A 13,950-nucleotide genomic window follows, 5' to 3' on the forward strand; every position below is an offset into this window, starting at 1 on the left:
CCCCATGCTCATCCCCCATGCGTCTCGCGCTCGCGCTCGCCCTTGCGATCCCCGTTCTCGCCCCGCTCTCCGGCGTCTCCTGCGCGGCCGCCGCCAGGACGTCCAAGGATCCGCTGGCCTCCGGCCCGCTCCGCGCGACCGCGGTCGGCCGGTACGACTTCGAGTCGGCGAACTCCCGGATCGACACGCCCGACCCCGCGGCCGACCCGTCGCTCGTGCCCGAGGAGCTGAGCGGCCTGGTCCGGATCGAGGGGGACCGCTACCTCGCGATCGGCGACGCGCACGCCACCGTGCATTCCCTGACGATCACGGTGGATCCCCGCACCGGCGCGGTCCGGGGGGCTTCGTTCGGGGCGCCGATCCTCCTTCGGGACGCTCCGGGGTCGCGCCTGCCCGAGCCCGCGATGGCCGAGGACCGCGAGGCGATCGCGTACGACCCCGTCAAGAAGGAGATCCTGATCGCCAACGAGCAGACGGGAGCGGACAAGCGGTGGCCCTCGATCGAGCGCTACGGGATGGACGGAAAGACGGTGGCGGTGCTGCGCGCCGATTCGGACCCCGCGCTCGCGCCCTTCCTGCACGCGCGCGCCAACCGGGGATTCGAATCGCTCACGCGGTCCGACGATGGGACCTACTGGACGGCCAACGAGGACGCCCTCCTCGGGGACGGGCCGGCCGCATCCGATTCCGCGGGCGCCACGGTCCGGCTGCTGCATCTCGACGGCGATCTCCACCCGGTCGCCCAGTTCGCCTATCCGCTCGATCCCTGGTCCCGGAAGATCCGGAATCCCTCGATCGTCTCCGGCAAGGAGATCAGCGGCCTGAGCGAGCTGGTGACGCTTCCGGGCGGACGGCTGCTCGCGCTCGAGCGTGCCTTCGGCGGCGACATCGGGGGGTATGCGAGCCTGCGAAGCCGCCTCTATCTCGTGGACCTCGCCGGCGCGACCGATGTCTCGACGCCCGAGTACAGGGACGGGCTCGCCGGGAAACGCTACCGCCCCGCGCGGAAGACGCTCCTCTGGGAAGAGGGGTGGGGACTCACCGATTCCAACTTCGAGGGGATGGCGCTGGGCCCCGAGCTCGCGGACGGAAGCCGCCTGCTCCTGCTGATCGCGGACAACAACGGCGGCTCCGCCCAGGCGCTCTTCACCCTGCGTCTTCGAAAGCGCTGATCCGCCCGCGGGGCGCGCCGCGAGCGGACCCGTTCACGTCTCCAGCTTGATCCTGGTTCGCCGCTCCTCGCGCCGGGGCTGCGGCACGGCGACTTCGAGCCGGCCGTTCTGAAAGCGGGCCTTCACGTGGTCGGCATCCACCGGGTGCGGTAGCGCCACCTCGCGGCGGAACGGGCCGTAGCCCCAGCGGCTTCGCGCGTCGACGCCGCCGTCCTGCGGCCGGTCGTCGAGCCGCTCCCCTTCCACGACCAGCATCTGGTCCTCCACGCGAACCTCCACGTCCTTCCGCTCCAGCCCCGGAAGGTCGAGGCAAACGATGAGCGCGCCGTCCCTCTCGTAGACCCGCGCGGGCGGGGACCACGTCTCGCGCACCGCGCGCTCGTTCGGGCGCCAGCGATCTTCCATGGGGTAGCCCGCGGGCATCGAGCCGCCGGCCGGCGATCGCCACGCCGAGACATGCGGGCCGCGGTCCGTGCGCCGCGATCGCGGCTCGCTCTTCTCACGCTTCTCCTGCTCCCGCGTCTCGCGGGCGCGTCTCCGGATCTCCTCCAGCCTGACCTCTTCGGTCCGATCACGATCGTCCATGGGGCTCTCCTTTTCGCACCGGGCGGGACGCGACCGCCGCCGCGCTCTCGCGCCGGGGTTCGCACGTCCGCCGCGCCATCCACGCTGCCCCCGTGGGGCAGGGCGCATTCGTATCAGCCTGGGTCGGCGTCGCAAGGACCACGCCGCGCCGGGCCCTTCGGAGATGCGGAAACGGGCTCGCCTCTTGCATTGGCGCGGGGCGGCAGGGCCCGGGGCCTCGGCCGCCGGGTGGGGCGAACGAACGCTCGTGATGAAAGGAGGCAACACGATGCAGGTCCGTGAAATCATGACCCGGGAGCCGGCATGCTGCTCCCCCGACACCAAGGTTCAGGAAATCGCCCGGATGATGGTGGAGCACGACTGCGGTGGCATTCCGGTCATCGAGTCGTCAGGGTCGAAGCGGCCCATGGGCCTCGTGACCGACCGCGACATCGCGACCCGCGTGGTGGCCGAGGGGCGCGATCCCGCGCGGACGACGGCGCGGGAGTGCATGTCCTCGCCGGTGTTCACCGTAACCCCCGAGACCGACGTGGCCCGGTGCTGCGACATCTTGGAGAAGAACCAGATCCGTCGCGTGCCGGTCGTGGACGAGCGCGGCCAGGTGTGCGGGATGATCGCGCAGGCCGACATCGCCACCTTCGCGTCCGAGCGGGATACCGCCGAAGTCGTGCGGAGCATCTCGCAGCCCTCGGGCAGCTCGCCGCGCACGCGCACGACCGAGCGGTCCTCGAGCGGCCGGCTGTAGGGGCGGGTGAGGCGCGGCTCTAGGAGCCGCTCGCGAACGCGTCGATGAGCCGGGCGACGTGCTTCGCGTGCTTGGCGTACAGCGAGACGAGGAGGTTTTCGTCCGGTGCGTGGGCCCGCGTGTCGGGATAGCCGAAGCCGGCCGTGGCGACCGGGACTCCCAGGTGGCGGATGAACGACTCGTTGGGACCGGAGCCGCCGATCATCGGCACGATCCGCATCGGAACGCCGAACGCCGGTAGCGCGGTCGTGGCCACGAGGCGCAGGAAGGGATGGTCCGGATCGGTGCGGCCCGCGGGGTTTCCCCCCAGGAAGCGGATCGCCACGTCCGGGAACCCTTCGCGGTCGAGATGGGCGCGCAGGTTCCGGAGCACCTCCTCCGGCGTCTGGTCGGGAACGAGCCGGAAGTCGACCTTGGCCTTCGCCCGCGCGGGTAGAACCGTCTTGGAGCCCGCTCCCTGGTAGCCCGAATCGAGCCCGCAGATCGTGCAGGTCGGCTCGAACACTTCGGCGATGCGGAGCTCCGCGCCTCCCCGCAGTCCTCGCAGGTACTGCTTCACGCCGTAGAGCTCGCGGTATTCCTCCGCCGTCTCGGGCATGGCCTCGATCAGCTCGCGGTCGCGCGCCGAGGGCGGCCGTACCGAGTCGTAGTGCCCCGCGATCCGGATCCGCTCGTCGGGACCCTTGAGACTGGCGAGCGCCCAGGTGAGCCGCCACGCCGCGTTCGGAAAGATGGAGCCTCCGACGCCCGAGTGGGCGTCGCGGTCCGCCGTCTCGACCGTCAGCTCGACGTAGCAGATCCCGCGAAGCCCCGCGTGCAGCACCGGCACTCCGCCCTGGTCCACGTAACCGAACTCCCAGAGGCAGCCCTCCCCCGCGAGGCGCTCCTTGTGGTCGCGCACGAACGCCGGGAGATTCGGGCTTCCGATCTCCTCCTCCCCTTCCAGCACCCAGACGATCCGGCACGGAAGCTCTCCCCGCTCGGCGAGAAGGGCGTCGATCGCGAGCAGGCGGGCCGTGAAGTGCCCCTTGTCGTCGCTCACGCCGCGCGCGATCAGGCGGTCGCCCCGCCGCGTCGCCTCGAACGGCGGACTGGTCCACAGCTCGAGTGGTTCCGGGGGCTGGACGTCGTAGTGGTTATAGATGAGGAGGGTGCGGTCGGAGGCGCCGGGACGGTCCGCCACGATCACCGGAAAGCCCGGCACGCGCGGGAACTCGACCGCGAACCCTCGATCGCGCAGCATCCCGGCCGCCAGCTCGGCGCACGCGTCCATGCCGACGTTCTGCGCCGCGATGCTCGGCTGCGCGACGAGGCGCGCGAGCTCCTCGAGATTCCGCTCCAGGCGGCTCTCGATGGCGCGCTCGACGGCCCCCATCCGGTCTGCGGTCGTCACGCCGGGCAGTCTACACCCAGACCGATGCCTTGCGGGTCCACTCGCTTTCGGGATAGCGCTCGCGCAGCAGCACCGCCGTGTCGCGCAGCGGCGCGGGCTGGTTCTTCGACTTGTACGCCGAGACCCCCGCCCAGTAGCAGGCCTCGGGCGCGGCGCCCGCGCGAGGATGCTCCTCGCAGACGGCGTGGAAGCGCCGCTCGGCGCCCGCGAAGTCCTCCCGCTCGTAGAGGAGGCGTCCCAGTCCCATCTCGAGCTGGGCCAGGAAGTCGTCCGCCGGCAGGAACCCCTCGATCCGGTACCGCTCCGTTCCATCGGGCTCCAGCACGAGCTGGGTGGGCGTCCACGTGGCGTGGAAGCGCTGGAAGGTCTCCGGCTGCTGCTTGATGTGCGCCTTGACCGGGATGAAGTTGTCGGTGATGAAGCGCGCAACCCGCTCGTCGGGATAGACCTCGGCTTCCAGCCGAGCGCATCCGCTTCACATGGGGGCCGCGCTAAAATCCAAGAGGAGCGGCTTGGTTCCGGCCCGGGCCTGCGCCAGGGCATCGTCCACGTTGGTGAGCCAGGGGATCGTCGCCATGATGGAACCCTCCCATGTCGAATAGAACGAGCGCCGGGCTAATGATCTTCCGCCGCCGCGGCGCGTCGTTCGAGGTGTTGTTGGTGCATCCGGGGGGACCGTTCTGGAAGGACAAGGACGCGGGCGCGTGGTCGATTCCGAAGGGGGAATTCGAGGACGACGAGCCGGCGCTCGACGCCGCGCGCCGCGAATTCGAAGAGGAGACCGGCTTCGCGGCGGCGGGACCCTTCACGCCCCTCCGCCCCCTGCGGCAGAAGAGCGGCAAGGTGATCCACGCCTGGGCGGCCGAGGGCGACCTCGACGCGTCGGCGGTCCGGAGCAATACCTTCACGCTGGAATGGCCGCCGCGGTCGGGGCGGCAGCAGGCGTTTCCGGAGGTGGACCGGGCGGCCTGGTTCGCCCCGGACGAGGCGGCGCGGCGCATCCATCCCGGCCAGGCGCCGTTCCTCATGGAGCTCACGGAGCACCTCGCCGGTCGCGGCCGGAGCTAGAGCCGCCCTCCGGCGGAAGTGCGCGAGGGCGCTTCCCAATCCCACTGGCGGCGGTCGTTGTCGCGCCGCTTCTTCGCCCGCTCGGCCTCGCGCTTCCGGCTCTCGTCGTCGCGCTCCTTGACGGCCGTGTCGCCGGTCTGCGCCGGCGTTCCGGACTTCACGTCGTCTGACGCGGCAGGCGCCCCGGCGGCCGGAGCCGCTCCGGCCTGGGGAGCGACGGGCGGTGTCGCGGGCGTCACGGCCGCCGAGTCCGTCGAAGCGTCGTCCGGCACGCCCGCGCCCTCCGCGACCGCGACCGCGTTCATGGCGGCGGGAGCGGAGCCGCCCACCAGGTGCATGCGCTTCTCGATCGTGGGCGCGAGCCGCCGCAGCACCTCGACCGGAAGAACGCTGGTGAAGGTGTACTGGTCGGCCTCGGGACCCAGGACCGACGCCGTGACCACGCCGTAGTAGCGGTCGCCGAGACAGAAGGCGAAGGCCGCCGTGCGGCTGACGGCCCGCGAGGACAGGAGCCTCCTGCCTCGCCCGAAGGTGTCGAATCGGTTGTCGCCCGTGCCCGTCTTGCCGCCGACCCAGATGGGCGCGCCGGTCGAGTCCACGAAGGCGCCGCGCAGGCGCGCCGCGGTTCCGCGCTCGACCACGTCACCCAGGACCGAGCGGGCGGCGCGCGCCACCTCGGGCGGGACCAGCAGGTCCCCTCCCTGCGGAGCGGGCGCGTCGAGCCTCGTTTCGTACGGCGTGTCGCTGGCGAAGGCGATCTCCTGGATCAGCGCGGGGGGACGGCGGACGCCGTCGTTCACCAGGACGCCCATCAGATCGGCCAGGGCCGCCGGCTGGTCGGACGAGCTGCCGATCGCCGTGGCATACGAGGGAACGAGGCGGGAGAAGGGGAAGCCGAGCCGCCGCCAATAGGGGGTCATGCGCGCGAACGCGTCGCGCTCGATCCGCGCGCGCAGCCGATTGTCCTGTGCCGCCCGGTTCCTCGTCCGGAAGAGCCACGCCATCTGTTCCGGCGTTCCCTCCTCGGCCGCGACCTGGCGAAGCATCCAGGTCCGCTCGGGGGTGTCCTTGGGTCCGAGGATCTTCTCCGCGTCGTACGGAAGCCGCGCCTCGTGGTAGCGGACCAGGTCGCGCATGAGCCGGATGAAGACGAGATTGGTCGAGTGGACGACCGCCTCGCGGATCGGCAGGATCTGGCTGTTCTCCGACTTGTCGTAGTTCTCGAACGTGAGCAGCCCGCCCCCGGTGAAGAACAGCTCGTAGGGGCTCGCCGAATACTTCCGGTCGAGCGACTTGGAGAGGAAGTCCGACAGCGTGATGCCCGGGTTGTCGCGGACCGTCTCGGCGGCCCACTGCGTGAGCGGGTCGCGGGAAGCTCTCGCCCGGTCCCGGACCACGTCGTCCGGGAGCGCCGAGAGGGTCTGGTGCAGCTCGGCCATCACGTTCAGGTAATGGACCAGCGTCCGGAGCTTCGCGGTGCTCCCCAGCTCCATCTTGGTCCCCTCGTTCACGTCGAAAGGACCCTCCACGTTGTCGGCGTGCACGCGCACCACGTCTCCGGTGGGCGTGCGCTCGCGGAGGATCATGCTGTAGACCACGCGGCCCGGATCGCCGTCCAAGAGCAGGTGCGCCGCCTTGAGCCCGGTCGAGTCGACGTAGCCCTCGTCGTTCATCCGGTGGAAGAAGGCGGTGACGTCCCGCTCGAGCCCGGCGTTCACCGTGGTCTTCACGTTCACGTGCAGCCGGTCGAGGTCGTAGAGATTCGGCACGCCGAGCAGGTTCCGAAGGCGCATGCGCACCAGCACCGTCGCCTTGTCGGTCTGCGTGCGGTAGCGCTGGGTCGACACGTCGGCGAAGCGGAGGCGCGTCTTGATGACCGCGCCGGCCAGCTTGGGCTCGAGCAGCCCCCGGCTCGCCATCAGTTTCACGAACTTGTCCACCCGGTCCTCGAGCGCGTCCCGGTCCGAAACGAGGTAGCGGGAGGGCGCGCGCACCGCGCAGACCAGGGCGAGCACCTCCTTGAGCGCCCGCGCCCGCGCCTTGGTGACGCGCGTCTTGGCCAGCGCGGCGTAGACCTTCTCCGGCGCGGTGCCGAACCAGACCCGAAGCCCCTCGTCCATGCCGAACACCTCGCCGTAGCGGGGGGTGCCGCCCAGCGGAACCGTGTTCACGTAGTCGAGCACGATGCGCCGGCGTTCCTCGACCGTGCGCGGCCCCAGTCGATAGACGCGAAGGCTCGCGCCGATCATCTGGCGCAGCTTCTCCACGGCTCCGGACGTCCGGCCGCTCGGCGAATGGCGGTACTTCTCCATCTGGACCGCCAGCGTGCTCCCGCCCTCGACCGGCGTCGGGAGGCCGAGACGGCTCGCCGCGTAGATGACCATCGCCTTGGCCGAGCGGCTCCAGTCGATGGCGGGATTGGCGTAGGGGCTGTCGAAGCGGTCCAGCTCGCGGTTCTCGATGAAGAGGAGGCTCTTCACCACGTCGGGCGGGATCTGCTCGAAGCGCGCGAAGGTCCGCCGGGTCCCCATGGCGTCATAGAGGGGCTCCCCGCCCGAGCCGTCGATCACGAGTCCCGCGACCGGGGGTTCGGGATAGGGGGGCGGCACCCCGAGACCGGCGACCAGGGCCATCGTCTTCGTGAAGCGCGCCTGGGATTGGTACTCGAAGCCGCGCGCCTCGAGCCGCTTCGCGAACTCGGGGACGCGGGAATACCCGAGGCGCGTGTCGAACGGGCCCGACTTGGGGAACGTGATCCGGGGACTCTTCCCCGGCTCCACGCGGTAGCTCATACGGGAGGCGAGCGACGAGAACAGGCGCGACTCCAGCGCCGCGGTCGACATCTCCCAGTGGGCGAAGAGGATGAGGCCGATGCCGGCGGCGGCCCAGAGCCGGACCGGCAGCCTCCGGCCCTGCTCGGGCTCGGAGGCTGCCTTGGGCGCGGGCATGCCGCGGAACAGCTTGCGGTCGAGGAATACTCCTGCCTGGAAGCGGAGCGGCGCGCGAAAGCGATTGAGGTCGATTTTCATGGATTCCTTAGCTTGGATGCAGCGCCGTCGCTCCCGTCTCTCAGGTGTCGATCTTGACCGTCCGGCGCTCGGTGCGCCGTTCCGGCATGGGGACCCTGACTTCCAGAACCCCGTTCTTGAACTTCGCCTTCAGGTCGCCCGGATCGGCGCCCGCCGGCAGCGAAACCCGGGTGGAGAAGCGCTCGGCCGCATAGCGCCTGCCGCTCCATTCCTCGCGCCGCTCGTCGCGGCGGCGCTCGTCGTCGCGGCGGGCCTGATCTCCCTCGCCGCCCTCCTCGCGCGTCCCCTCCACGACCAGGTCTTCGTCCTCGACGAACACGCTCACTTCGTCCTTGTCCCAGCCCGGCAGCTCCACTCGAACGATCAGGTCGTCACCGCGGTGGAACGTCTCCACCCGCGGCTCCCAGCCGCCCGGGGTGTGGGTGCCGAAGCCGGGTCCCTGCCAGTCTTCGTAGGAGGGATCCAACCCGTGGGAGAAACGGCTCCAGGGGTAGCTCATGTACCCGGGATAGCCCATATAGGTCGGCGGGCGATAGCCGGTCGCGGACAGCGGCCCCGCGTAGGGCCAGGCTCCCTGATCGCGCTCCATGCGGCGGCGGCGCTCGCGATATTCCTCGCTGGTCTCGCGACGCGGTCCCATCCCCGATTCCGGCTGGCGGGCACGTCGCTCCTCGTCCAGTCGTCTCTGTTCGTCCTGCTCCGTCTCGCTGCGGCGATCGATCTGAGCCATCGTCGCCTCCTTCCCTGCGATGGAAGACTCTACCGTGGTCACCTGTAATCCGTTCCAACCGCCCCGCGCGGGACACGGCTGTACGCTCCGAGGCGATCCCCGGCGGCGTGGAATCGCGAACGGGAAGGCGTTGCTGCCGTGAGGGCTACCTTCCTTTTCCGTTCCGTCGCCGGAATGAGGCGGGAGCGCGGGCACGCGCGCCCGGCCACCCATGGATAGAAGTCGCAAGGAGTGAGCCTGCCTGCCAGCGGTCGCTAGCGGTCGAAGGATTCGCGGCGGGAAGCCGCGGAGAGGGCGATCAGATACTCCGAGGGGTTGGCGAGGACACGCTCGCGAACGCATGCGAGCGATTCCTCTCCCGCGTAGCTCACCGCGGAGCGTAGGTGTCCTCGGACGCGATGAAGCACGTCGCGAACGCCTCCGCGGTACGGCACCTGAATCTCCTGTCCTTCCGATGGGGTGTCGAGCGCTTGCTCCAGCTCGACCGGATCGGTGTCGTCGTACAGCGCCTGGAAGACCGCCTGGGGGGACGTCATGCCACGGTATATTTTACGCTTTTCCCGGCTCGAAGGGTCCTCAATTACGCGGCCCGGCGCTTCGTCCGTTCCCGAGAGCATGCTGCCGAGCATGACGGCGTCGGCGCCGCAGACGAGCGCGAGAAAGAGGTCCTTGTCGTGCCGGATCCCGCCGTCGGCGACGATCGGTGTTCCGTCCTCCAGGGCCATGCGCGCTTCGTGGATCGCCTGGAGCTGCGGCACGCCGGCCGCGGTCTCGAGCCGCGTGCGGCAGCCCCGGCCGGGACCGATCCCGACCTTCACGGCCGCGGCGCCCAGGTCCCGCAGGAAGCGCGCTCCCTCCGACGTGCCCACGTTCCCGCAGACCAGCTCCACGCCCTTTCCGAACCGCGCGCGAAGCGCCTGCACCGCCTGCGCCATCACCTCGGAATGGCCGTGCGCGATGTCCACGACCAGGGCGTCGGCGCCGGCATCGAGCAGCGCCGCCGCGCGCTCCAGATAGTCGCCCCGGGCTCCGATCGCGCCGGCCACGCGCAGGCGGCCCTTACCGTCCTTGGTGGATTCAGGGCGCTCGCGCGCGAGCAGGATGTCGCTCTTGGTGATGAGGCCCCGGATCGTCCGGTCCGCGTCCACCAGCGGGAGCTTCTCGATGCGCCGCTGGTAGAGCACGCGCTCCGCCTCTTCGAGCGCGATGCCCGGAGCTCCGGTGACGAGGCGCTCGAACGGAGTCATGAAGCGCTCCACCGGTTCGGCCTCGTGCCCGGGACCCCACGGGATGTCGCGGTTGGAAAGGAGGCCCGCGAGCCTGCGGTTTCCCCGCTCCTCTTCGATGAGGATTCCCGTGATGCCGTGCCGCCGGATCACGTCGCGCGCCTCGCGGAGACTGGCGGCGCGTGGGAGGCAGAGCGGCTCCTCCACCACCCAGCCGTGGCTCCGCTTGACGCGCTCGATCTCCGCGGCCTGGTCTCCGATCGGGAGCGCGCGGTGCACGACGCCGATGCCCCCCTCCAGCGCGAGCGCGCGCGCCATCGGACCCTCGGTCACGCTGTCCATGTTCGCGGAGACGATCGGCAGCTCGAGCGCGATGGCGCCCGTGAAGCGACCCGTGAGACGCACGTCGCGGCGTGAGCCGACGCGCCCCTGGCCGGGCCGGAAGAGGAAGTCGTCGAACGTCCGGCCGTCGAAGAAGCCGCGCTCCTGGCCGGACGGTCTCAGCTTCGCTCCTTCGCCGCGAGACGGTTCAAGGGATTTCCTCCACGTCGAGTGCGATGCCCAAGGCTCGGCGAAAGTTGCAGGACAATATTACAAGGACCCGCGCGCCGCGAACGAACCGCGACGGGTAAGCCGAGGCGGCGTCCCGCGACTCGTCGATGTCAGGACGCGGGCATGCGTGTTGCTGTATCAAATCAAAGTATAGCTTGGTTCTGCACCACGGGAGGAGCCTCCATGATCCGCTTTCCGAACTTCTATCGCGGTCTCGTGCTGGGTGCGGGACTCATGTACCTCCTCGACCCCTCGCGGGGTCGGACGCGCCGCGCGCGGCTTCGCGACCGCATCACCGGGGCTCTCGCCGACAGCCGCGAATTCCTCGATGACGCGCTCCGCACCGGGGGGACGACCGCGGGTTCCGAGTCGGTCCCCCGACCCGATCAAGCATCGGATGAGGCGATCGTCGCGCGCGTCCGGGCGAAGCTCGGCCGCTACGTCGCGCATCCTCGAGCCGTATCGGTGGAGGCGCGCGACGGATCGGTGACGCTGAACGGACGCATCCTTCGCGGCGAGGCGGAATCGCTGATCGGCGCGGTGTCCTCGGTTCGCGGCGTGCGCGAAGTCCTGAATCGCCTGGAGCCGCACGATCCCGACGACAAAGTCCCCGAGCTCCAGGGAACGTCCCAGGGATCCCGCCCCCGCCTCTTCGATTCGACCCCGGCGATGCCCGCCGGGCTGCAGCTCCTCGCCGGAGTCCTCGGCGCCACGGCCGTGGCCTACGGCGCGGGGCGGATCGTGGCGCGCGTGCGCGCGGCGCGCTTCGACGAACTGGAGCGGGAGATGCCCGAATACGCGATGCTTCGATGAGACGCATCGCGTTCGCCGGCCCGCGGGCGCCGGGGCGACTGTCCGGGTCGCGCCGTGACGCCCCGCGGGTCCGGTCCGTGCGGAACGCGTCCCGCTGACTCCCTCAACGACCCCGACGACAGACATTCTCGCGCTTAGGATTGACGTTCCCGGTGTTCGATCAGGAACACATCGAACGGAGAGTTGTACAAAGTGCGGGGCCCTTCGCGACGGACAACGTGAGCCCGATGCGCCGGAAGCCACAGCGACTTCGAAGGATGGAAGGCCCCCGGCGGGTGGCACGTCAGTTGCTCAATCTCCCATCGCATACCAACGTGTTTCTCGCACCACGACCGAGCACCGCGTTCGGGCTCGTCAGATCGGAGCAAACCATGACCCACATCAGCAGCCGCGGTTACGAGTCGCGCGAGACTGCCTCGTCGCCTCCGATGGACGCGAGGCATGGAGATCCCATTCTGGACCCGAGCCGCGCGTCGCGGATTCTTCAGAACGCCATCTCCGATTCAGGATGGTTCGTCCAGGAGGTGCGTTCGGTGGACGTGCTGAGCGAGCGGCCCGACAAGCGCCGGACGCTGCGTTTCCGCGTGAGCGCGCGCCGGGCAGGCTCCCCCTTCTCGGAGGTCACGTGGCATGGCCTGCAGTACCGCTCCGGCGAGGGAGACCGGATGCTTCCCGTCCTTCGCTTCCTACGCGCGGCGGCCGCTCCCGAGATCCGCGTTCCCGTTCCGCTCGGCTATGCGCGCGAGCACCGGCTTCTGATCCAGACCACAATGGACGGCCGCCCGCTCGCGGGCGTGCTGGAGGACCCGATCGAGAGCCGCGTCGCGGCCAGCCTGAAGCGGCTCGGCCGGGCGTTGGCCTCCTTCCATGCGATCCGCTCGCCCGGGCCCTCCGCGCGAAGCACCGAACGTCCCGCCTTCGGGCGATGGGACGCGGCCGCCGAGGCGCAGGCCCTGGACGAAGTCGTGGCCCGTCTCCGCCAGTCCGGGATCGACGGGCGAACGGCCGACCGGCTGCGCGACGGAGCCGGATCCCTGAAGGCCGAGCTGATCGACGACGGCGGGGTGTCGCGAAGCCCCTCAATGGTCCACCGGCAGCTCCGCCCCACGCATGTCATCTTCGGAGCCGACGGGATCTCCGTGGTGGACCTGGACGACGCGTCGTTCGCCGAGCCGGAGCTGGACCTCGGCACGCTGATCGCGCACATGATGCTTTCCGATCTGAAGCGGAGCAGCGAGGCGAGGATGGCCGCCGCTCGGGCGGATGCCTTGCGCGCCGGATACCTCGGGGGCGGCGTGCTCCGGCCGAATCGCCTGGCCGCCTACACCTCGGCGGCGCTCCTGCGATTGGCCGCCGACGAGAAGTCGAAGAACGGCGGGGTCGGCGCGCCCGACTGGACGCGGCTCACATCGCTCGTGATCGAGGAAGCGCTTCCGGAACTGAGCGGCGCGAGGGCTTGAGAGCCCCCGCGCTGCTGGACGTCGGTAGGGCGAAGCGGATCCGAGGAACTACCAGCGGGCCTTGAAGCCTCGCGTGTCCACGTGGACGAAGGGGCCGTGCACGCCGTTCGACGGGTAGGGGGAAAGCCCGCCGATCAGGTCGGGGTGGGCGGCCTCCACGCTCTCCGCCACGTGAAAGAGAACCTGGGCGTCGGCGACCGTCGTTCTCCCGTCGCCGTTCAGATCGTCCATCACGCCGTCACCGTTCTCATCCACGAAGACATCCGAGGCGTCTCCGTACATGTGACGGCTCATGCTGGCGCGGCCGCCCTTGGGCCCCACGCCCTGCTCGTTGTACTGCGGCGTCCTGAATCCGGACATCACGTGGAGGTGGCTGGGCAGTCCGCGCTCCGCCAGCGCCGCCGAGATCAGCTCCAGCTTGTCGACGAGCTTCGGCTTGAGCACCAGCACCTTGGGCCACACGCCCTGCTGGTCGTGGGTCAGGAAGTCCTGGAGCTTGAAGCTCTGCGAAACGGGCGTCGACTCGTTCTCGGGCGTCACCTCAATGAAGCCGGCGGGCGGCGCGTAGCGGCCGGTCGTGGCCTTCTCCGGCCAGTTCCCGACGTAGTACCCGTTCAGGCGCTTCCCGTCCTTCTGCTCGTACGGCAGCAGCGACACGACGTAGAAGGGGTCGCCGTCCGGGGTCACGATGCCGAGATCGTGCAGACCGGGCTGAAGCTCGGCCGCGCTCTGAATGGAATCGGCTACCAGCTGGGCCTCCAGCGAAGCCGGGGTGTCGATGACCGCGCGAAGCCGGCCCGAATAGCCGAGCCAGGCGGCGGGAACGGCCCGCGCCGCAGACGGCCCGGCAACCGCCGGCTGAGCCGCATCGGCGGGAACCGCCGCCGGCATGGACGCGAGTGCTTTGCCCTCGGCCGGCGAACCGCCGTTCGCCAGACCGGCGGCGACGAAGCCGAAAACCGCCACGGCCGCCAGGAGCAGGGAGAGAAACAGCGCACGAGCCGATCGCTTGCGAAGAGCCATTGGAACCACCTCGGAAATCAGGATTTAGGACGCGGGACGGCGCGGTGGCGCCGTACATACTTAGACGATCGGCACGGCGGCGCGGTTCAAGGGAACCCTTTTCATTCCCTTGTAGGAATCGCATGGGTGCCGGGCTGGCGTCAAGACATATTTC

At 70.1% G+C, this 13,950-nt stretch carries 12 protein-coding genes; 5 read left to right on the forward strand and 7 right to left on the reverse strand.

Translation table 11 applies throughout. The features are described 5' to 3' along the window. Positions 1–17 precede the first annotated feature (17 nt). Positions 18–1,172: an esterase-like activity of phytase family protein gene (locus tag VE326_05880; protein ID HYJ32732.1), complete on the forward strand. Its 1,155-nt coding sequence runs from the start codon at positions 18–20 to the stop codon at positions 1,170–1,172. 33 nt (positions 1,173–1,205) lie between these two features. On the opposite strand, the gene VE326_05885 is transcribed toward VE326_05880, so the two are convergent. Then, entirely contained in the window at positions 1,206–1,757 is a 552-nt protein-coding gene (locus tag VE326_05885; protein ID HYJ32733.1) for an Hsp20/alpha crystallin family protein, read from the reverse strand. A gap of 268 nt (positions 1,758–2,025) precedes the next feature. Here VE326_05885 and VE326_05890 point away from each other — a divergent pair, with 268 nt between their 5' ends. Beyond that, on the forward strand, positions 2,026–2,502 hold the full coding sequence (locus VE326_05890) for a CBS domain-containing protein (GenBank protein HYJ32734.1): 477 nt from the start codon (positions 2,026–2,028) through the stop codon (positions 2,500–2,502). Between the two features lie 19 nt (positions 2,503–2,521). On the opposite strand, the gene VE326_05895 is transcribed toward VE326_05890, so the two are convergent. Further along, positions 2,522–3,895 (reverse strand): M20/M25/M40 family metallo-hydrolase, encoded by a 1,374-nt coding sequence (locus tag VE326_05895; GenBank protein HYJ32735.1) that lies wholly within the window; start codon positions 3,893–3,895, stop codon positions 2,522–2,524. Between the two features lie 10 nt (positions 3,896–3,905). Further along, complete coding sequence (locus VE326_05900; protein HYJ32736.1) at positions 3,906–4,355, reverse strand: hypothetical protein; 450 nt, start codon at positions 4,353–4,355, stop codon at positions 3,906–3,908. A 131-nt stretch (positions 4,356–4,486) separates the two neighbouring features. Between VE326_05900 and VE326_05905 the strand changes: the two genes are divergently transcribed. Continuing rightward, the gene (locus tag VE326_05905) at positions 4,487–4,963 is read left to right on the forward strand and encodes an NUDIX domain-containing protein (GenBank protein HYJ32737.1); all 477 of its coding nucleotides are present in this window, start codon (positions 4,487–4,489) and stop codon (positions 4,961–4,963) included. Here VE326_05905 and VE326_05910 read toward each other — a convergent pair. The 3 genes from VE326_05910 to VE326_05920 form a co-directional block, all read right to left on the reverse strand. Beyond that, a complete protein-coding gene (locus tag VE326_05910; GenBank protein ID HYJ32738.1) occupies positions 4,960–7,992 on the reverse strand; it encodes a transglycosylase domain-containing protein in 3,033 nt (1,010 codons plus the stop codon). The genes VE326_05905 and VE326_05910 overlap by 4 nt on opposite strands. A gap of 40 nt (positions 7,993–8,032) precedes the next feature. Continuing rightward, entirely contained in the window at positions 8,033–8,722 is a 690-nt protein-coding gene (locus tag VE326_05915; protein HYJ32739.1) for an Hsp20/alpha crystallin family protein, read from the reverse strand. 254 nt (positions 8,723–8,976) lie between these two features. Then, positions 8,977–10,452, reverse strand: a complete 1,476-nt coding sequence (locus tag VE326_05920; GenBank protein ID HYJ32740.1) for an IMP dehydrogenase — start codon at positions 10,450–10,452, stop codon at positions 8,977–8,979. 231 nt (positions 10,453–10,683) lie between these two features. Here VE326_05920 and VE326_05925 point away from each other — a divergent pair, with 231 nt between their 5' ends. Together VE326_05925 and VE326_05930 are read left to right on the forward strand one after the other, a co-directional pair. Next, positions 10,684–11,313 (forward strand): BON domain-containing protein, encoded by a 630-nt coding sequence (locus VE326_05925; GenBank protein HYJ32741.1) that lies wholly within the window; start codon positions 10,684–10,686, stop codon positions 11,311–11,313. Positions 11,314–11,684: 371 nt separating this feature from the next. Continuing rightward, positions 11,685–12,773, forward strand: coding sequence for an aminoglycoside phosphotransferase family protein (locus VE326_05930; GenBank protein ID HYJ32742.1), 1,089 nt, complete (start codon positions 11,685–11,687; stop codon positions 12,771–12,773). A gap of 48 nt (positions 12,774–12,821) precedes the next feature. Here the strand turns inward: VE326_05930 and VE326_05935 are convergent, their stop codons facing one another. Then, positions 12,822–13,796, reverse strand: coding sequence for a hypothetical protein (locus VE326_05935; GenBank protein HYJ32743.1), 975 nt, complete (start codon positions 13,794–13,796; stop codon positions 12,822–12,824). Positions 13,797–13,950 lie beyond the last annotated feature (154 nt).

The sequence above is a fragment of the Candidatus Binatia bacterium genome (assembly GCA_035631035.1).
Classification (GTDB): Bacteria; Eisenbacteria; RBG-16-71-46; order SZUA-252; family SZUA-252; genus DASQJL01.

Coding starts and splice junctions, on each gene's coding strand:
- VE326_05915 (HYJ32739.1), bottom strand. CDS start 8,722: ATGGCTCAGATCGATCGCCGCAGCGAGACGGAGCAGGACGAACAGAGA.
- VE326_05880 (HYJ32732.1), top strand. CDS start 18: ATGCGTCTCGCGCTCGCGCTCGCCCTTGCGATCCCCGTTCTCGCCCCG.
- VE326_05885 (HYJ32733.1), bottom strand. CDS start 1,757: ATGGACGATCGTGATCGGACCGAAGAGGTCAGGCTGGAGGAGATCCGG.
- VE326_05910 (HYJ32738.1), bottom strand. CDS start 7,992: ATGAAAATCGACCTCAATCGCTTTCGCGCGCCGCTCCGCTTCCAGGCA.
- VE326_05925 (HYJ32741.1), top strand. CDS start 10,684: ATGATCCGCTTTCCGAACTTCTATCGCGGTCTCGTGCTGGGTGCGGGA.
- VE326_05890 (HYJ32734.1), top strand. CDS start 2,026: ATGCAGGTCCGTGAAATCATGACCCGGGAGCCGGCATGCTGCTCCCCC.
- VE326_05905 (HYJ32737.1), top strand. CDS start 4,487: ATGTCGAATAGAACGAGCGCCGGGCTAATGATCTTCCGCCGCCGCGGC.
- VE326_05930 (HYJ32742.1), top strand. CDS start 11,685: ATGACCCACATCAGCAGCCGCGGTTACGAGTCGCGCGAGACTGCCTCG.
- VE326_05935 (HYJ32743.1), bottom strand. CDS start 13,796: ATGGCTCTTCGCAAGCGATCGGCTCGTGCGCTGTTTCTCTCCCTGCTC.